Consider the following 19095-nt stretch of genomic DNA (forward strand, 5'->3'; position numbering starts at 1 on the left):
CACCATCATGAGCACCCCTTCCCTCTTCTTTACGGGCCTGGCCGGGCGCACCCGTGCGCTGGCTGCCGGCTTGCTGGCGATGCTGATGGCCGCCTTGTTGGTGGCCTGCGGTGGCGGCGGCCAAGTGCCGGCGCAAACCGTGCAGGCGCGCACGTTGAGCCCTGAGTTCTTCAGCCGCAAAGCCGTCAATTACTCGCCCTACCGCACCAGCAACCGCGACACCGAAGTGGTCACCTCGGCCAACATCCAGCAAGACCTGGAGTTGCTGGCTCAAGGTGGCTTCACGCTGATCCGCTTGTTTGACAGCTCAGACGCCGTCGCCCGGGCCACCTTGCAAGTCATCAAAGACCGCAAGCTGGACATGAAGGTGATGCTGGGCGTGTATGTGGCCAGTGGCGACGACGCTTTCTCCAAGGCCGAGATGGCCCGGGGCGTGGCCTTGGCCAACGCGTACCCAGACATCGTGCTGGCGGTCAGCGTGGGCAATGAAACCATGGTGAGCTGGTCCTTCAACAAGATCGCCCCCGAGACCATGGCCGGCTACATCAGCACCGTGCGCAACCAGATCACCCAGCCGGTCACCACCGACGACAACTGGGCCTTCTGGGCCTCGGCGCCCAAGATCATCACCGACGTGGTGGACTTTGCGGCCGTGCACACCTACCCGCTGCTGGACACCATCTTCTCGCCCGACCTGTGGGACTGGCAGCAGACCAGCGTGCCAGCCGCCAGCCGTGCTGCTGCGATGATGGACGCCGCCATTGCCTCGGCCAAGAAGGAATACAGCGCAGTGCGCACCTATCTGGATGGCCGCGCCCTGACCAATATGCCCATCGTGATTGGCGAGACGGGCTGGAAGGCCATTCCGGCCGGCGGCGAGACCTCGCGCGCCCACCCCGTCAACCAAAAGATGTACTTCGACCGCCTGACCGCCTGGAAGGCCGAAGCTGGCGCGCCCAAGAACATCTTCTACTTCGAGGCCTTTGACGAGCCCTGGAAGCAAGGCGACGACAAGTGGGGCCTGTTCAATGTGAACCGCCAAGCCCGCTATGTGGTGCAAGGCCTCTACCCGCAAAACCTGTGGGAGCCGGGCAGCTACACCGCCGCCGACGCGCTTTACTACATCCCGCCGGTGAACAACGGCCCCGTCACCGCCAACCGCTACACCCTGTATGCCGAGGTGGCCGCTGCGGGTGAAGCCAAGCCTTCTGAGAACGGTGTCTTCAATGCGTGGGAGAACGGCAGCACCGCCGCCTACCCGGAGGTGTCCTCGACCGCCGCCCCCGGCGACGGCAGCAAGAGCATCGAGATCACACCCACGCCGCTGGTGTGGGGCTGGGGCTTGGCCTTGGGCCTGCCCACCACGGCTGAAGACCTGAGCAACTTTGGCAGCACAGGCCGCCTGAACTTCAGCATCAAGACCACCTATCCCGGCAAGCTGGAAGTGGGCTTCCTGACGGGCACCACGGCCGGTGGCAGCGCCTATGACGTCTACCTGCCCTTGAGCAGCGGCGAGTACGGCTATGTCAACGATGGCCAATGGCATGAGGTGTCGATTCCCATCAGCGCCATCACCCCGTTTGGCGCCATGGCCTTCGGCATGACCGACCCCGCCAAGTCCAAGCTGGACCTGACCAAGGTGACCAACCCCTTTGTGATCGCCGACCGCTACGGCGTCACCGGCAAGGCCCAAGGCAGCGCCATCAACACCAAGATCTATATCGACAAGATCTATTGGTCCAAGTGAGCGCAAGCCCACTCCACCATCCAGGGGCTTCGGCCCCTTTTTCTTTGACGCTCATGATCCACCCTACCCTCACCGCTCAACACAGCACGGCCTTCCTCAGCCCCCAGGCGGCGCTGAGCTGGCAAAGCGCGGTGCCCCATGGCCTGCCCACCGTTTGGGTCGACAGCAGCCGCCGCTTCCAAACCGTGTTGGGCTTTGGCGCCGCCTTCACCGAGGCTGCCGCCGTGACCTGGCAAGCCCTGCCCGCGCAGCAGCAGCGGGAGTTCATGCAGGCCTGCTTCAGCCGCGACGACGGCCACGGCTACACCTTGTGCCGCGTGCACATGAACAGTTGTGACTTTGCGCTGGGCAACTACGCGCATGTGGAACGCGAGGACGACTTCGCGCTGGAGAGCTTCAGCATGGCCCGCGACGAGCAAGCCCTGTTGCCCATGATCAAAGCCGCACAGGAAGTGGCCCGCGCCAGCGGGCAGGAGATCAGGCTGCTGGCCTCGCCCTGGAGCCCACCGGCCTGGATGAAGACCACCGGCGTGATGAACCACGGCGGCGAGCTGCGTGAAGACTGCCGTGCCGCCTGGGCCCAGTGCTATGTGCGCTTCATCCAAGCCTATGCCGCGCATGGCGTGCCGATTTGGGGCGTGACGGTGCAAAACGAGCCCGAAGCGCTGCAGCGCTGGGACTCCTGCCTCTACAGCGCCGAACAAGAGCGCGACTTTGTGCGGGACCACCTCGGCCCGGCGCTGCAAGCGGCGGGCCTTGGGCATGTGCGCATCATTGTGTGGGACCACAACCGAGACCGCATGGTGGAGCGCGTCAGCGTGGTGTTGAGTGATGCCGCCGCGGCCCGTTATGTGTGGGGCTGCGGCTTTCATTGGTACGGCGAAGACCATTTCAACCACGTTCAGTTGGTGCATGACGCCTGGCCGGACAAGCACCTGCTGTTCACCGAGGGCTGCCAAGAAGGCGGGCCCCACCATGGCTCCTGGGCGCTGGGCGAGCGCTATGCCAAGTCCATGATCGAAGACATGAACCGCTGGACCGAGGGCTGGATCGACTGGAACCTGCTGCTCAATGAAGAAGGCGGGCCCAACCATGTGGGCAACCTCTGCAGTGCACCGCTGATGGCCGACCGCGCCACGGGCCAACTCATCCGCCAGAACTCCTATGCCTACATCGGCCACTTCAGCCGCTTTGTGCGGCCCGGGGCTCAGCGCGTTCTGTGCGCAGCTTCGCGCGAGCGCCTGGAGGTCATCGCCTTTCGCCACCCCGACGGCAGCGTGGCCTTGATCGCCCTGAACCGCAGCGAGGACGCCCTGCCCTTTGCCATTGGCAGCGCGCAGGGCTGGGCCAGCACCGAGCTGCCCGCGCGCTCTATCGCCACTTACTGCTGGTGAGCCGCACGCCCCAGACGTGAAAAAGCCGACCACAGGGGTCGGCTCTTCATCGACAGGCCAGAGGTCGCAAGACCTCAGACGCTGGGATCAGTAACGGGGGCGATAGCCACCGCCGCCGCCGCCAGTGCCGCGGTCTTCCTTGGGGCGGGCCACGTTGACGACCAGGGCGCGGCCGTCCACGGTGTGGCCATGCAGGCCGTTGATGGCGGCTTGCGCCTCAGCGGGCGAGCCCATTTCCACAAAGCCGAAGCCCTTGGAGCGGCCGTCGTCGCGGTCGGTCATCACGCGTGCGGAAGTGACGGTGCCGTACTCAGAAAAATTCTGGTGCAGGCTGGCGTCATTGACGGAGTAGGGCAAGTTGCCCACATAAAGTTTGCTGCTCATGGTGGAGCCTTTCAAAGCGCAGCGCAGCCGCCAGAGTTGATCGGCTGCGCTGAAGAAAACGGATTAGGAGTCATCAACCCGCAGAGATGGAGACTCAAAGCAGCGTGAACGGTGCTGAGCCTCACAGACATCCCGAGGTGAGAGTTCGGAGACGGCTACCGGGGCGGTAGCGCGCGCGGCACAGGGCCACGGCTTGTTGCGGCCCAGTTTATTGCCAAACGGAATATTTAGCTATTCTTTTATTACGAACAGTATGAAAGACACCACCACCGAGGGGGCCGCTCAGCTCGGCAGGCCAAACAAGCCCTGCATCACCAGCTTGGGGCGACGATCCACGGTGAACAAGCCCCAGTGCTTCTCGGGCTCCATTGGGTCGGGAGAGCCCTTCCACGGCTCGTCAAAGGCTTCAAACACAAAGGTCAGGATGCCGGCCTCTTGGGACCAACTCATCAAGGCGCGGTAATAGACCTCTTGCAAGGACTCTGACACCAGCTCCAGCGGCATGCCGCGGCCATTGCTGTGGGTGGCCCAACCGGCCTCGGTGATGATCACCGGCTTGTCGGGGTAGCACCGCGCCACGCTCTCTACGTTGTCGCGGGTGTAGCTGATGGCTTCCTCAATGCGCTTGTATTCCCAGACCGGGTAGGTGTGGACGGAGATGAAGTCCAGCACTTCCACCAGCGGGGCCAGCTTGGTGATCCAGGGCACATAGTTTTCGCAGAAGGTCACGGGCTGCCGCAGCGCTTGCTTGACGTGCTGCACATAGGCCACCATTTGCGGCACCGCCACGATATGGTCGGACCACTCCACCGTGCACTCGTTGCCCACGGCCACTGCAAACACCAAAGCCTCGTAGCGCTGGGCCAAGCGGATCAGGCGCTCCAGCTCGGCGGCGTTCTCGGCGCGGTTCAGGGCCAGTTGTTCCTCGGTGTAGGTGCCGCCCCACGGGCAGCCAAAGTTGTTCAACTCGGCAGCCAGATAAGCGCCGAGCAAGACCTTGAAGGGCAGGCCTTCGGTCTCGATGACTTCCAGCACCCGCTCGGCATGCAGGCTGCAGTCATAGAGGCGCAGCAGCGTCCAGTTTTTCTGCAAGATCAGCAGGTCTTCGAGGATCTCTTCTCGGCTCGGGAAGATCTGCTCGCCAGGGCTTTGGCCCTCACGGTAGCCCGAGTAGCAAATCGCATTGCCCTGCGGCAAGTTCAAAGGGGTGCGCTCAGTCAAACTTCGCCCTCCCGTCTTTGTCCCAGAGGCCCCAGTAGGCCCCAACATCGCCTTCGGCACCGACCTTCCAGGCCTCGTCGTAGGCGGAGAAGTAAAACACCTGGATGCCCGCCTCGGCCGCCCAGTGCATGGTGTCGACAAAGTAGGCCATCGCCCCTTCGGTCGAGGGCTGCGCGCCCCAAAAAGCCGTGCCTTGGTCCGGCCAGCCGGTCTCGCTGATGATCACTGGCTTGGCACCGGCAGCCGCCTGGGTGCGCTGGAACATGCTTTGCATGTAAGCCAGTGCGCCTTCGCGGGGCACGCCTTCCCAGAAGGGATAGCAGTTGGCCAGCACCACGTCGCAGGCGGCCGTGATGCGGGGGTGCAATTCAAACAAATAGTAGGCGTCGACATAGCCCACGGGCACGCCCGGCACCGCCTGCTTGACACGCTCAATGGCCGCCAGCAGCACGTCCTCCGGCAGGTCTTCGCGCAGCAACACCTCATTGCCCACCGCCAAGATGTCGGCATGGCCCGCACGGGCCACCTCAATGACGGCCTGGATCTCACGCTCGTTGATCTCGGCATCGGTGCCCAGCCAAGCACCGACCAAGGTCTTCAGGCCCAGCTCGTGGGCGATGCGTGGCGTGTGCTGGTGCCCTTCGGTGCACGAGAAAGAGCGCACCCAGCGGCAGCGCCCCACCAGAGGCTGCAGGCGCGCACGGATCTGCGCCTCGCTCACCTCAGTGCCCGGCGCTTGGCCCTCCAGGTAAGGGCTGAAGCACAGGCCATGCACACCGCTGTTCAACAGCTCCGCAAACTGGGCGGACAGGGCCGAGCGCGCCGCTGGCAACCACACTTCGGGCGTGGCCTCGGCGTGTGTGGCCACAAGCTGGGCGCCGCTGTGCCGCTCGGACAGGCGCAGGCCCGCCTCCAGCCGATCTGCTCGGCTGTGATTCATGGGTCTAGACATCAAAGGTTCCGGATTAGGGTTTGGTTTGCCAAGGCATGCGGCCTCGGCCGCGCGGCAGGGTCTCGCCCCAGCCGCCGATCTTTTCGTAGACGCGGACATAGTCCACCACCAGCTCGGCCGGGAAGACCGTGTCCGGGCTGGGCACACCGGGGAAGATGCCGCCCACCGCCACGTTCATCACGAGGTAGAACGGTTGGTCAAAAGGGGCCGGCCACGGGTTCAGCTCGCTGGCGCGCTTGGGCTCGCGCCCGCCTTCAGCATCGGTCTTGCTGCAGCTCCACCAGTGGTCATAGGTGGACACGCACACATCGTCCACATAAAAGCGAATCTCCCCCGGCTGCCACTCGACGGCATAGGTGTGCCATTCGGCCACGGTGCTGCCGCCGGGCAAGGTGTAGGCCTTGGTGATGAGTGAACGCTTGGGGAAGCTGGAGCCAAAGTGCAGGCTGTTGAGCACCTCGTGCGGCTTGTCACCCACGATCTCCATCAGGTCGATCTCGCCCGACGCCGCCCAGCCGCCGTAACGGTCGTCTTGAGGCAGCATCCACAGCGCGGGCCACAGGCCCTTGCCCCAGGGCACTTTGGCTTTGAACTCCACCCTGCCGTAGAGCGTGTTGAACAGGGGCGACCCATCGCGCCGCCGTGTCTTGAGGCGGCCGGAGGTGTAGCCGCAGCCATGCAGGGGCTCTTTGCGGGCGCTGATGGTCACGCAACTGTGGGCCACACGCACATTGCGCGGGCTGTCGGTGTAGTACTGCAGCTCCTCGTTGCCCCAGCCGGGCACCCATTGGTGCACCCGGTAGTCAAAAAAGCCATTGCCCAGGTCGTAGTCCCACTTGCTGAGGTCGAGCTGGTCGCCCTCAAACTCATCGGCCCAAACCAGTCGCCAGCCCTTGCGCCGCTTGCCGCTCACGTCAGGCCACCCGGCGCGCGTTGGCGTCAAAGCGCAAGGCCCAGCGCGCATCCGGGCGCAGGCCCACCACATGGCCGGTGTCGATCTGGCTGTGCCCTGCGGCCACCTTGGCGCTGAGCAGCTGATCCGCGCCCTCGACCCGCAGGTGCAAGATGGAAACATCCCCGAGGTGCTCCGCCAGCTCGACCTTGGCGGGAATGCCTTCGCCCGCGCCCAGCACGTGCAGGTGCTCCGGGCGCAAGCCAACCCGCTGAACAGTGGGGGCCGCATCATGGGCCAGTGCGCCCCACAGCGCTTGGTGCGCGGCGGCGCCCGATGCGCTCGGCCTGTCCACCATGTTCACACGCGGCGCCCCGAGGAAGCCGGCCACAAACTCGTTGGCGGGCTGGTTATAAAGCTCCAGTGGCGCGCCCAACTGCTCGATGTGCCCCTTGTTGAACACGGCAATGCGGTCGCCCATGGTCATGGCTTCGACCTGGTCATGGGTCACGTAAATCATGGTCGTGCCCAGCTCTTTGTGCAGGCGGCTCAACTCAATGCGCATGTTCACGCGCAGGGCGGCATCCAGGTTGGACAGCGGCTCGTCAAACAAAAAGACTTTGGGCTTGCGCACAATGGCCCGGCCAATCGCCACGCGTTGGCGCTGGCCCCCTGAAAGCTCTTTGGGCAAGCGCTTGAGCAGGTCGGTGATGCGCAGCACCTCGGCCGCACGGCCCACCTGCTGAGCACGCTCGGCCTTGCCGACGCCCGCCATCTTCAGCGCAAAGCCCATGTTCTCTTCCACGGTCATGTGCGGGTAGAGGGCATAGCTCTGGAACACCATGGCCGCGCCACGGTCGGCCGGGCGCAAGTCGTTGGCGCGCTGGCCGTCGATCAGCAAGTCCCCGCCGGTGATGTCTTCCAAGCCGGCAATCATGCGCAAAGTGGTGGACTTGCCGCAGCCCGACGGCCCCACAAAGACCATGAACTCACCGTCGCGCACTTCCAGGTCTATGCCCTTGATGACGGCCACATCGCCATAGCTCTTGCGAATGCCTTTGAGTTGAACCTGTCCCACATCAGTCTCCTGTGCTCACAGCCACCAGGCTGGATGCTTTTTGTCGCTGCAAGAAATTGCGATACCAGAGCGCACTGTCTTTCAGTGTTCTTTGCTGAGAGGCATAGTCCACATAGACGATGCCAAAGCGCTTTTCATAGCCCGAGGCCCACTCGAAGTTGTCGAGCAAGCTCCACACCATATAGCCGCCCATCTTGACGCCTTGACGCATGGCCTCGGCCACTGCGCCAATATGCTCTTTGATGTACTTGACGCGCGGCAGGTCATGCACTCGGCCGTTGTCCAGCTGGTCTTTGAACGCCCCACCGTTTTCGGTGACGAACATGGGGGGCAACTCATAGTCTTGATGCAAGCGCACCAAGAGCTGGGTCAGGCCCTCGGGATAGATCTCCCAGCCCATGTCGCTGAGCTCCAAGCCACTTTGCTTGACATCCCAAGGCCCGGCTGCACTGATCACCGAGCGGGTGTAGTAGTTGACGCCCAAGAAGTCGAGCGGGGTTTGGATGGCGGCCAGGTCACCCGCTTGGATCTGCGGCGCGTCGTCACCCAAAAACGCCATCACGTCGCTGGGGTAGCTGCCCTTGAACAGCGGGTCCATGTACCAACGCACCAAGCGGCCGTCTTCCAGCACCGTGCGGGCCTGGTCTTCAGCGGAGTCGGTGGCCGCTTGGGTGGGCGAGAGGTTCAGCACAATGCCCAGGTCGGCCTTGCAGCCCTCAGCCCGGAGGGCCTGCACGGCCAAGCCGTGGCTGAGCAAGAGGTGGTGAGAGACCTGTGCCGCCACTGCCCGGCTCTTGAGGCCCGGCGCGAAATTGCCAATCTCATGGCCCAGCATGGCCATCACCCAGGGCTCGTTATGCGTGGCAATCGAAACCACGCGGTCGCCCAAGCGCTGGTGCAAGCCCACCGCATACTCGACGAAGCGGTGCACGGTGTCGCGGTTGGCCCAGCCGCCTTGGTCTTGCAATTCCTGCGGCAGGTCCCAGTGGTTCAGGGTGATGTAGGGGGCCACACCGCGCTGCAGCAGGCCATCGACCAAGCGCTCATAGAAGTCCAGCCCTTTGGGGTTCCATTCGCCACGGCCACCGGGGCGCACGCGAGGCCAGCTCACACTGAAGCGATAGGCGCTGACCCCTAAATTGGCCACGATGTCCAGGTCACTCTCCCAGCGCTGATAGTGCTCGCAAGCGATGTCACCGTTGGAGGCGTCAGCAATCGCTCCAGGCACCTGGCAAAAGGTGTCCCAGATGGACAAGCCCTTGCCGTCGGTGCGTGCAGCGCCCTCAATTTGAAAGGCGCTGGTGGCCACACCCCACACAAACTCCTGGGGGAAGTGGTGGGCTTGATCGAGGTAAAGGGCAGTGTTCATGGGCGGACGAGGGCCGTGAAAGCGTCGAGTGGGGCAGATGATGGGCAGCGGTTCACTTGACCGCGCCCGACGTCAAACCAGAAATCAATTGGCGCGAAGACAGGGCAAACAAAATCAGCAACGGAATGGTGGCAATGGCCGAGCCGGTCATCAGCGCACCCCACTCGGTGTCCACCGGGCTTTGCAGGCTGCGCAGCGCCAGCGGCAAGGTGAACATCTCCGGCGATCGCATCACGATCAGGGGGCCAATGAAGTTGTTCCAGGAGGCAATGAAGGTGATCAGCCCCAGCGTGCCCATGGCAGGCTTGAGCAAGGGCAGGACGATGCGCGCGTAAATGCCCAGCTCGCTGCAGCCGTCCATGCGCGCGGCTTCCACCAAGTCTTTGGGAATGGAGCTGGCCACAAACTGCCGCATCAAAAAGATGCCGAAGGCACTGGCCGCGCCGGGCAGGTAGAGCGCACGGGGTTGGTCGATCCAGCCCAGCACATCCATGATCATGAAGGTGGGGATCATGTTCATGAAGGACGGCAGCAGCATGGTGGCCATCACCAAGCCAAACAAAGCCTCCTTGAAGCGGAACTCAAACATGGCAAAGGCATAGCCGGCCATGGAGCAGAACAGCAGCGTCAAGGCGGTGTTGGCCAAGGCCACATACAGGCTCCAGCCCAGATTGCGCCAGAACGGGATGCGCTCGGTCAGGATCTTCAGGTTGAGCAAGAAGTCGTCACCAAAGAACACCGGCGGCGGCAGGCTGAAGATCTCTTCGCGCGAGTGGGTGGCGAAGACAAACATGAAATAGAACGGCGCCAGCATGATGAGCGCGCCCACGCCCACCAGGGCATAGGCCATCAAAGGCGCGGTGCGCAGCGGAGCAGAAGTCGTGTGCATGACAGGGGCCCTCACTCGGCAGAGCCACGAGGGCGGAAGGCGCGGTTGGTAGCCCAGGTGAGCGCCACCACCACGATGAAGAGCAACCAGCTCATGGCGCTGGCCGCACCGAAGTCGTTGAAGTCAAAGGCCATGCGGTAGAGGTAGATGGCGGTGGTCATGCCGGCTTGGTCGGAGCCGCCCCGGCCTTGGGTGAGGATGAAGGGCTCTTCAAACAACTGCAGGCCGCCAATGACGCTGAGCGTGACGCCAAAGAAGATCATGGGCCGCAGGCTGGGCAAGGTGATGCACCAGAACTGCTGCCACTTGCTGGCGCCGTCCATGGTGGCGGCTTCGTAAAGATCGGCCGGAATGGTCTGCAAGGCGGCCAAGTACAGCACGACGTTGAAGCCCACATAGCGCCAGAACACGATCATCGAGACCGCCGGCTTGATGTTCTGGGCCCGCCCCATCCAGTCAATCGGTGCGTCGGGCATGAGCCAGCCCAAGCCTGGCACCTGGCCCAAGGACAGCAGGGCCTGGTTGATCAGGCCGTAGTCGGTGGAGAACAGCGAGCTGAACAAGATGGCAATGGCCACGGTGGAGGTGATGTAGGGCAAAAAGTAGGCCCCGACCACCGCATTGCGGCTGCGATTGAAGGCGTTATGGATGAACACCGCCAAAGGAATGGCCACCAAGTGCTGAGGCACGCCCGAGGCCACGGCCAGCCAACCGGTGTTGCGCAGCGACTTCCAGAACCACTCGTCTTGCAGCGCAAAGATGAAGTTGTCAAAGCCCACAAACTCCATGGCCGCCAAGCCACTGGTCGGCTCCCAGGTCTGGAAGGCCAAGGCCAAGGAAAACAAGAGCGGGAACAGGCCAAAAACGCCGAACAGGATCAGGAACGGGCTGATCAACACATAGGGCGTCCAGCGCGGCGAGAGGCGAAGTGCAGCAGGAAATTTCATGGCGTCAGCGGTGCTCTCAGCGGTTGGCGCGGCGTTGCAGCAGGCGCTCGGCGTCGGCCAAGGCCGTGGCAATGTCTTTGCCTTGGTCCAGCACCTTGTCGAGTTCGGTATTGATCACTTCGTCGGCAAAAGCATCTTGCTTGTGCACGCTGACGGCTGTGATGCGCTGGGTGGCGTCGCGCCACTGCAGGCGCGCCTTCTGGCCACCCAAAAATGGCAGCGGCTCCTCAAAGAAGGGGTCATTCAAGGCTTCGGTCAGGGCCGGAAAGGCGTCATGCGCCTTGAAGGCGGCCAACTGTTGATCGCGCTGGAGCGTCAGGTGTTGAATCAAGTCCCAGGCCAAAGCCTTGTTGGCAGCCGGTGCGCCCCGGGCGATGGCAAAGAAGGTGCCCCCATAGGCCGCGAATGCGCCTTGCGGCAGAGGGGCGGCGCGCCACAAGCCCTTGGTGGCCGGGGCCAGCCAGTTGTTGAGGTGGCCGGCCAGCCAGGCGCCGGAGATCTGGGTTGCCAAGCTGCCGCGCTTGAAGCCCTCGGACCACTCGTTGGACCAAGTCCCCACGCGGGCATCCAGCTTGTTTTGGCGCACCTTGCGGGCCAGCTCAAACGCCCGCACAAAGCGCGGCGAATTGACCAGCACTTTGTTGTTGGCATCGAAGTAGAGGCCATCGCCCTGCGCAATGCCCACCCGGATCAAGATGTCCTTGAGGTCCCGCGCATGGGCCATCAAATAGGCCCCTGTGCGCGCCTTGATCTGCACGCCGGATTGCACATAACCCTCCCATGTCGCCGTCAAGTCCGCTTCGGTCAAACCGGCTTTGCTGAGGATGTCTTGGCGATACAGCATGGTGCCCGGGCCAATGTCCGAGGGCACCGCCACGATACGGCCCTTGCGAGACGTGGCTTGGGCCAGGGCATAGGGCACCCAGCGCTGCTGGAAGCGCTGGATGTCATAGGGCTGTTCACGCAGGTCTTCCAGACCGCCCCCCTGGGCAAAGCGCCCCACATAGCCGACCTCCAGGGCCATCACATCGGGCAGATAGAAGGCGGTGGACAGCGCCGTGGTCATGGCGGTGTGGTGGTCGGCAAAGGCCCGGCTGACCACTTTGACATCCACCGTGGGGTGGCGTCGCTGCCAAGCGGGCAGCGCCTTGCGCACGATTTCATCGACGGCGGGGTATGCGGCCACCACCAAGGTCGTGCGCGCCGGAGGTGCAGCCTGTGCCCAGGCCCCGGTGGCGCCGAACAAAACGCCCAAACCCACAGCGCCGCACAGCCCAGCGGCCAGCCGCCGTCGGCCAGCCTTTCTGGCAGGGACTTGCCCTGACTTGCCCACATTCATACCTGTCTCCGTTGCTGTGCGTTGTCGTTTTTGAAAGCGCTTTCAAAACTATAGTCGCAGGCACTCTGAGATGTCAATCAGGGTTGTGGAGGCTGCGCCAATTTCCAGGCCGACGGGATGCGCGGCCGGGTGCAAACACCACGCTACGCCTAACTGGGGCCTCAGCCAGGGCGGCGCCGGCTGGACTCGCGCACGATCAGGCGCGGCGCGGGCAAGACCAGCGTGGGCACCTGCCCTGCCAGCAATTGCAGCACGGCCTGAGAGGCCATGCGGCCCAGCTCATAGGCCGGCTGATGCACCGTGCTGAGCGGCGGGATGGTGTACATGGAGCTGGCCAAGTCATCAAAGCCGACCAGCGAGACATCGTCGGGCACACGCAGCGAGCGGCGGTGCAGGGCCAGAGCCGCGCCCAGCGCCATCTGGTCGTTGGCGCAAAAAATAGCGGTGAACTGCTGGCGCGAGGCGAGCAACTGCTCGACGGCCAACACACCGCTGACCTCGTGGTACTCACCGGGCACCACCAATGCGGGGTCAAACGCAATGCCCGCCGCCTGCAAGCCCGCCTTGTAGCCCTTGAAGCGGTCTTGCGCATCCGGGTGCTCGGGGTGGCCGGAGATGAAGGCAATGCGGCGATGGCCCAAATCAGTCAGGTGCTGCGTGGCCAGGCGGCCGCCTTCGAAGTTGTCAAAGTGCATGCAGAACAAATTGGGCGCCTTGAGCTGCCGCCCCACCACCACCAGCGGCAATTGCTTGGCCGTGGCTTTGAGCGCGCTGTCGGCAATGCGGCCGGTCAAGACGATGATGCCGTCCACCCGGCGTGAGCGCAGCACCTCGATGCACCGCGCTTCGGCCTTGGCGTCCCAGTGGCCGCTGACGAACAGTGGGCTGTAGCCCACGCTGTCGAGCTCATCCTCAATACCCCGCAGGGCCGCTCCATAAAAGGGGCTGTCCATGGCCTGGGTCACGACGCCAATGCTCAGGGTGCGCCCACCGGCCAGGCCGCGCGCCATGGGGTTGGGCACAAAGCCCAGGGCGGCTATGGCTTCGTCCACCGCCTGCTTCTTGGCCGCACTGACCACGGCCGTGCCGTTCAGGATGCGCGAGACGGTGCTGAGCGACACCCCTGCCGCCTCGGCCACCATCTCAATAGTGACGGGGCCAGCCTTGCTTTTGGTCTTGGGGGGGGCGCTGCTCATGACATCGGTTTCCGGGGATCAGCGGCAAGTGTAAAGCGCGCAGAGAGCGCTTTCATCCTGGGGCCTGCCCTCGGGTACAGTGTCCGCCTCTTCCAAACAGCCCATTGCATGAGCGCCGCTTTTCTCTGCCCACCAGCCACGGCCATCCTCCCGCCGAAGCCACGTCACCCGGCCGGGTGGCGGCCCTGGCCTGTCCCAGCCCTGGGTGTGGGCCTGCTGCTGGCCGCCTTCACGGCCAGCACGGCCTGGGCGGCGGGCCAAAACATCGTGGACGATGCGTGGGCCAGCGCCCAGGGCTATCGCTTCTCAGGCCGCTTAACGGAAGACAAGCACCAGCCCGCAGCCCCTGATGCCGGCCGCTTAAGCACGCTGTATCGCAGCGCCCGCGTGCTGGCGGCTGACCCTGCCGAGGGTGAAGTGAGCTGGAAGGTGGGCGAGCTGAGCTGGGCCACCCGCAGTGACAGCAAGGGCTATTGGCTGCTGCAAAGCAACCAAGCGCTGGGCTTGAAGCCCGGCTGGCATGAGATCAGCAGCCCAAGCGCCAGCAGCCCAGCCGGCCTCTTGGTGCATGAGCCGCGCAACCGTGTGGGCATCATCTCGGACATTGACGACACCATTTTGGTCAGCCAAGTCCCCAGCACCACCAAGCTGCTGAAGAACAGCCTGACCGTGCCGCCCGAAGCCCGCCAAGCCGTGCCCGGTATGGCCGCTTTGTATGGCCGCCTGACCCACCAGAACCCCAGCCCGGCAGCGACACCGCTGTTCTATGTCTCCGGCTCACCCAAGCAGCTCACCGACAGCGTGCGGCGCTTCTTGGCCAAGCAACAGTTCCCACGCGGCGTGCTGATGCTCAAGGAGGTCAGCAGCGACAGCCCCGACCCGCTGACCGACCAGCAGGCCTACAAAGTGGCCCGCATCCAGCAAATCATGAAGAGCCTGCCCGAGGTCAAGTTCATCTTGGTGGGCGACGACGGCGAGCGCGACCCCGAGGTCTATGCCGAGATCCAGAAGCAATTCCCCCAGCAAGTGGCCAGCATCTGGATCCGCCGTGTCAGCCCCGACCCCAAGCGCGAGCGCCTGGGCGGGCAGCAGGATGTGGCGGAGTTGTTGAAGCAGTAAGGCGGCTTACTTCAGCAGGTCCTTGACCTTGTCCAAGGCCGCCACTGCGCACTGCTCGTCCAAGTGGCCGCCGGGCGCACCGCCCACGCCCACCGCGCCGATCACTTCGTTACCCACGCGCACCGGCACGCCGCCACCCAGCAGCAAGAAGCCGGGGATGTGGACCAGGTTGGCGGCGGCGGGGTTCTTTTGCGCGCCGTCCATCATGGCCAGGGTGTTGTTCTTGGCCGAGGCCGAGGTGAAGGCTTTGTCGTGGCTGGCGCCCAAGGTGTGGGGGCCGGCGTTATCGGCCCGGTGCACCGCGCGCACGCCGCCTGCGCGGTCAACCACCGTGGCGGTGACGGCATAGCCATTGGCGGCGCAGGCGGCCACGGCGTGGCTGGCGATTTGGCTGGCCAGATCCAGCGACATATTGCGCTCGGTGCGCACGCTTTGGGCTTGGGTGGCTGAAGCAGCCAACAGGGCCAGAGTGAGGGTGGCAAGGGCTTTGTTCATGGTCTTCTCCGAAGTGAATGAGGGGGGTGAATCACACCGGTCTTCACTGTAGAAACCATGCAGCGCGGCCGCCATCCGGGCGGTGACGCGTGGGCCTCCGTAAACATACGGATCAACCCACCGCGCTGTGCCCACGCAGCGCGCTCATGCCGCCCCAGCCCCCTCTTCTACCAGCACCGCATAGTGGCGGATCAACTGCGCCAGCGAAGAGGCCTCCAGCTTGGCGCAGAGGTTGGCGCGGTGGGTCTCGACGGTGCGCGGTGAGAGGCCCAGCGCGCGGCCCATTTCTTTGTTGGTCAGGCCCGCCACGATCAGGCCCAGCACCTCGCGCTCGCGCTCGGAGAGCTGGGCGTATCGGGCGCGGGCCAGGCGGTCGCCTTGCAGGCGCTCGCGCGAGCGCACATGCTGGCGCACGGCGTTGTGCAAGGCTTCGAGCAGGGCCTCGTCGTTCACCGGCTTTTCCAGGAACTCGGCCGCGCCGGCTTTGAAGGCGCGGCGGCACATCTCCACCGTGCCGTGGCCGGTGAGCATGATGATGGGCTGATCCACACCTTGGGCAATGAGCTGGTCGAGCACGGTCAGGCCGCTCAGGCCGGGCATGCGCACGTCCAGCACGATGGCACCGATGGCCTCGCGCTCAAACTGGCTCAAGAAAGCCAAGGGCTCGGCCCAGGTTTGCACGCGCAGCCCTACGGTGGAGATGAGCAAGGCCAAGCTGTCGCGCACGGCGTGGTCATCGTCGATGAGGTGGATCAGCGGGGACAGGGGCGCGGTCATGCGGGGGCGAGCGGCAGGTGGATGGTGAACACGGCGCCTCGCGGCGCGTGATGGCTGGCCTCGATGCGGCCGTCCAGCCGGGTCAGCAGGGTTTCGCACAAGCTCAAGCCCAGGCCCATGCCCTCGGGCTTGGTGCTGAAGAAGGGCTCGAAGAGGCGGCGGCGGGTGTCTTCGCTGAAGCCGGGGCCGCTGTCGGCGATGCGCAGCACGGCCCAGGGGCCTTCGGCGTGCAACTGGATGTCTAAGCGGCGCTCAGGCACGGGCACCTGGGCCAAGGCCTGCACCGCATTCATCAGCAGGTTGTGGATGACCTGCTCCAGCGCCACGGGCTCGGCCAGCGCCTGCAGCGCCGGCAGGTCTGGCTGCACCTGAACCTCTGCGCGCGCCAACTCGGGCGCCAGCAGATGCAGGGTGCGCTGCACGGCCTGGGCCACATCCAGCGCCATGCGGTCGCTGGCCTCGGGCCGGGCCACGGTGCGGCGCAGGCGGGCCACCACATCGGCAGCCCGGTGGGCTTGGTCCACGGCCTGGCTCATGGCTTGGCGCGCAGCGCTGGCGTCTTCTTCTGCCTCGCCCTCGTCCAGCAAGCGCCGGGCCGCCTGGGTGTTGGCCACGATGGCGGTGAGCGGCTGATTCAGCTCATGGGCCAGGCCTGCGGCCAGCTCACCCAGCGCGTTGAGACGGGACACCTGACCCAGGCGCAGCAGCTCCTCGGCCCGGGACTTTTGCTCGCGCTGGCGGCGCCAGGTGCGCCACAGCGCCAGCAGGCCGCCCCAGGCCAATGCGGCCGCTAGCATGGCCGCCCAAGGCAGTTCAGCCCAGCCCACCTGGCGCTGCAGTTGCAGGCCAAAGGCTTGGCTCTCTGACGCCAAGGGCTTGCGCACTTCAAAGGCCCAAGCCCCCTGCCCGCCCTGGCCCGGCTGCAGCAGCCAAGCCTGGCCGCCTTGCCAGACGGTGACTTGCACTGGGCTGGTGTCACGGGGCAGCGGCCATTCGGCCCAGGGCACCGCCGCCGAGAGCTCAATCAACAAAGCCACCGTGCCTTGGGGCCCGGCCCGCAGCAGGCCATAGCGCCCTGGTGAGGCCGGCAAGGGCAGCACCTGAGCCTGGGCCGTTTGGCGAGAGCGTGCCTCGGCGGAAGCCCATTGAGCCGCAGGCCACAGGCCTTCGGACGGCTGGCGCAGCACCTGCAAGAACTGCGGGTAGAGCTGGCGCAAGGTGGCGTCGGCGGCCGCCGCGTCTGCCGGGGCCGAGTAAAGCGTTAAGGTGACCAACACCGCATCGTGCTGGGCCAAGCGCTGGCTGAGCAAGCGGTGGGCGATGCGCGCGTCGAGGTCAAAGGCCTCCCGCAACGTGCCCAGGCGCCATTGCGCCAAAACAGTGGCGGCCAGCAGCGCGCCAAGCGCCCACGCCAGCAGCCACCATCTCTCCGGTTTGCGCGCCCAAGGTTTCATGCGCGCATGGTAGCGGCAGGCTTACTCGATGTTCGCACCACTGAGCTTGACTAGGCGGTCCCAATTCACCATCCCAGGCTTCACGACCTCAAGTCCTCGGGGCAAGCTCCGAAAAGGTCGGAACAAGCCCTCACCGTGGCGACAGGCCGTCAATCTTTCAAATGTTCATCCGGGAAACACCGCCGCATTCGCTTCGCATCCCTACCCGACAACGCGGCTTCACGTTGATTGAGTTGATTTGCGTGATCGTGATTCTGGGTGCCCTGTCTGCCACGGCATTGCCCAAGTTCAGCGACTTCCAGCGCGACGCTCGCATCGCTGTGGTCACACGAACGGCCGCCGAAATCACGGGAGCAGCCAGAATGGCTTACTACAAGTGCTTGCTAGTTTCCGGCTGCTATGTCGCCTTACATGGCACGAAGTTTGACGCGCCCTCTGGGCTCAATGGCGCAGCCTGGAACGGCTGGCCGACAGGCCAGTCTCGCAGCGGCTATGCCCAAGGTATCAAAGACTGGATTACGATCTCAGGCTACACCGTTCACGAACTGAACACAGCAGTCACCGAGTTCAGGCTCATCAATTCACTGACTCCAACGGCTTGCCTCGCTCGGTACACAGAGACCTCTACCCTCGGAGTACCCCCGCAAGTTGTCACCGTGACGACAGGTTGCTGAGCCACGATCGGGCCGCCTTCTGCCAAGCGATGGCAGCTGCTACGGCCTGCGGCCTGCCGCCTGCGGCTCAGCGTGGGTCTTACTCGATGGTCGCACCACTGAGCTTGACCAGGCGGTCCCACTTCACCGCTTCTGCCTTGACGAACTGAGCAAAGTTGGCGGGAGTGTCGCCCACGTAGTCAGAGCCCGTGTCGGCCAGCACCTTTTGGAACTCTGGGGCCTTCATGACCTTGATGGCGGCGGCGTTGAGCTGCTCCACCACCGCCGGTGGGGTGCCGGCCTTCACAAAGCAGCCGTACCAGGCATAGGACTCCACGCCCTGCACGCCGGCCTCGGCCATGGTGGGCACGTTGGGCATCAAGGGGGAGCGCTTAGAAGCCGTGACGGCCAAGGGCTTGACGCGGCCCGACTTGATGTGGGGCATGATGGCCGCGAGGCTGTCGAACATCATGGGCACATGGCCGGCCAGCAGGTCGGCAATCGCCGGGGCCGAGCCCTTGTACGGCACGTGGCTGAGCTTGAGCTTGGCCGCGTCCATGAACAGCTCGGCCGTCAGATGCTGAGGCGTGCCATTGCCCGAGTTGGCAATCACCATGCCATCGGGTTTGCTGCGGATCTGGGCCATCAGGGCGGCCACATCGTTAACGCCCAGGCCTGGGTGGGTCACCAGCACCAAGGGCATGCGCAACACATTGGTGACGGGAATCAGATCCTTGGCCGGATCGAAGGCCATCTTCTTGTAGAGGCTGGGATTGATGACGATGGGCGCGCTGGAGGTGACCAGCAGTGTGTGGCCGTCAGCCGCTGCCTGCACCACACCGGCCGTGCCCAGATTGCCCCCGGCACCGGCCTTGTTTTCAACGATCACGGTTTGCCCCAGCACCTCTTGCAGCCCCTTGGCCAAGGGCCGAGCCGCAATGTCTGAGGGGCCGCCCGGAGGCCAGGGCACGACCATGGTGAGCGGCTTGGCAGGCCAGCCTTGAGCGCGAACGCTGGCGGCCGGGAGCAGGGCCATGGCGGCCCCCAATGCGAGAAGCTGACGGCGCTGCGTGGCGCCCGATTGTTGTTTGGACACAGAGGTCTCCTTCAACACGACCAAGAAGGAGCAGAGTCATCCCAACCGCAGGCACGGATGATGGTTCCGTTTTGCCACGACACTGCCTGATTC

General features: G+C 64.5%; 18 protein-coding genes. 4 read left to right on the plus strand and 14 right to left on the minus strand.

Annotated features, from left to right (window positions below; all coding sequences use genetic code 11):
• The first annotated feature begins 7 nt into the window (after positions 1-7).
• Together KAK11_RS11755 and KAK11_RS11760 are read left to right on the plus strand one after the other, a co-directional pair.
• A complete protein-coding gene (locus tag KAK11_RS11755; RefSeq protein WP_210809314.1) occupies positions 8-1747 on the plus strand; it encodes a glycosyl hydrolase family 17 protein in 1740 nt (579 codons plus the stop codon).
• Between the two features lie 53 nt (positions 1748-1800).
• Positions 1801-3141, plus strand: coding sequence for a glycoside hydrolase family 30 protein (locus tag KAK11_RS11760; RefSeq protein WP_210809315.1), 1341 nt, complete (start codon positions 1801-1803; stop codon positions 3139-3141).
• Positions 3142-3228: 87 nt separating this feature from the next.
• On the opposite strand, the gene rbp is transcribed toward KAK11_RS11760, so the two are convergent.
• The 10 genes from rbp to KAK11_RS11810 all read right to left on the minus strand — a co-directional run bounded on the left by rbp (position 3229) and on the right by KAK11_RS11810 (position 13408).
• Positions 3229-3525: an RNA-binding regulator gene (rbp, locus tag KAK11_RS11765; protein ID WP_210809316.1), complete on the minus strand. Its 297-nt coding sequence runs from the start codon at positions 3523-3525 to the stop codon at positions 3229-3231.
• Between the two features lie 282 nt (positions 3526-3807).
• Positions 3808-4746: a glycosyl hydrolase family 17 protein gene (locus KAK11_RS11770; protein ID WP_246498841.1), complete on the minus strand. Its 939-nt coding sequence runs from the start codon at positions 4744-4746 to the stop codon at positions 3808-3810.
• On the minus strand, positions 4739-5686 hold the full coding sequence (locus KAK11_RS11775) for a glycoside hydrolase family 17 protein (protein ID WP_246498843.1): 948 nt from the start codon (positions 5684-5686) through the stop codon (positions 4739-4741). Before KAK11_RS11775 ends, KAK11_RS11770 begins: the two co-directional genes overlap by 8 nt.
• 25 nt (positions 5687-5711) lie before the next feature.
• Positions 5712-6611, minus strand: coding sequence for a glycoside hydrolase family 16 protein (locus tag KAK11_RS11780; RefSeq protein ID WP_210809319.1), 900 nt, complete (start codon positions 6609-6611; stop codon positions 5712-5714).
• A 1-nt stretch (position 6612) separates the two neighbouring features.
• Entirely contained in the window at positions 6613-7668 is a 1056-nt protein-coding gene (locus KAK11_RS11785) for an ABC transporter ATP-binding protein (protein ID WP_210809320.1), read from the minus strand.
• Position 7669: 1 nt separating this feature from the next.
• Positions 7670-9037 carry a GH1 family beta-glucosidase gene (locus KAK11_RS11790; protein ID WP_210809321.1) on the minus strand — a complete coding sequence of 456 codons (1368 nt, stop codon included), beginning with the start codon at positions 9035-9037 and terminating at the stop codon, positions 7670-7672.
• Positions 9038-9089: 52 nt separating this feature from the next.
• Positions 9090-9926, minus strand: coding sequence for a carbohydrate ABC transporter permease (locus KAK11_RS11795; RefSeq protein WP_210809322.1), 837 nt, complete (start codon positions 9924-9926; stop codon positions 9090-9092).
• Between the two features lie 11 nt (positions 9927-9937).
• Positions 9938-10873 carry a carbohydrate ABC transporter permease gene (locus KAK11_RS11800; protein WP_210809323.1) on the minus strand — a complete coding sequence of 312 codons (936 nt, stop codon included), beginning with the start codon at positions 10871-10873 and terminating at the stop codon, positions 9938-9940.
• A gap of 16 nt (positions 10874-10889) precedes the next feature.
• Positions 10890-12212 carry an ABC transporter substrate-binding protein gene (locus tag KAK11_RS11805; protein WP_210809324.1) on the minus strand — a complete coding sequence of 441 codons (1323 nt, stop codon included), beginning with the start codon at positions 12210-12212 and terminating at the stop codon, positions 10890-10892.
• 161 nt (positions 12213-12373) lie between these two features.
• Complete coding sequence (locus tag KAK11_RS11810) at positions 12374-13408, minus strand: LacI family DNA-binding transcriptional regulator (RefSeq protein WP_210809325.1); 1035 nt, start codon at positions 13406-13408, stop codon at positions 12374-12376.
• Positions 13409-13516: 108 nt separating this feature from the next.
• Between KAK11_RS11810 and KAK11_RS11815 the strand changes: the two genes are divergently transcribed.
• Entirely contained in the window at positions 13517-14527 is a 1011-nt protein-coding gene (locus KAK11_RS11815) for a phosphatase domain-containing protein (RefSeq protein ID WP_210809326.1), read from the plus strand.
• Between the two features lie 6 nt (positions 14528-14533).
• Here the strand turns inward: KAK11_RS11815 and KAK11_RS11820 are convergent, their stop codons facing one another.
• From KAK11_RS11820 to KAK11_RS11830, 3 genes are all read right to left on the minus strand, one after another.
• The gene (locus tag KAK11_RS11820) at positions 14534-15022 is read right to left on the minus strand and encodes a GlcG/HbpS family heme-binding protein (protein WP_210809327.1); all 489 of its coding nucleotides are present in this window, start codon (positions 15020-15022) and stop codon (positions 14534-14536) included.
• Between the two features lie 144 nt (positions 15023-15166).
• On the minus strand, positions 15167-15799 hold the full coding sequence (locus KAK11_RS11825) for a response regulator transcription factor (RefSeq protein ID WP_210809328.1): 633 nt from the start codon (positions 15797-15799) through the stop codon (positions 15167-15169).
• Positions 15796-17253, minus strand: coding sequence for a sensor histidine kinase (locus KAK11_RS11830; protein WP_210809329.1), 1458 nt, complete (start codon positions 17251-17253; stop codon positions 15796-15798). Before KAK11_RS11830 ends, KAK11_RS11825 begins: the two co-directional genes overlap by 4 nt.
• Before the next feature lie 161 nt (positions 17254-17414).
• On the opposite strand from KAK11_RS11830, the gene KAK11_RS22205 reads away from it, so the two are divergent.
• Entirely contained in the window at positions 17415-17927 is a 513-nt protein-coding gene (locus KAK11_RS22205; RefSeq protein WP_210809330.1) for a prepilin-type N-terminal cleavage/methylation domain-containing protein, read from the plus strand.
• Between the two features lie 79 nt (positions 17928-18006).
• Here the strand turns inward: KAK11_RS22205 and KAK11_RS11840 are convergent, their stop codons facing one another.
• Positions 18007-19002, minus strand: coding sequence for a Bug family tripartite tricarboxylate transporter substrate binding protein (locus KAK11_RS11840; RefSeq protein WP_310737795.1), 996 nt, complete (start codon positions 19000-19002; stop codon positions 18007-18009).
• Positions 19003-19095: the final 93 nt, after the last annotated feature.

Origin of the sequence: Ideonella paludis, from assembly GCF_018069865.1 — a bacterium.
GTDB lineage: Bacteria > Pseudomonadota > Gammaproteobacteria > Burkholderiales > Burkholderiaceae_C > Ideonella > Ideonella paludis.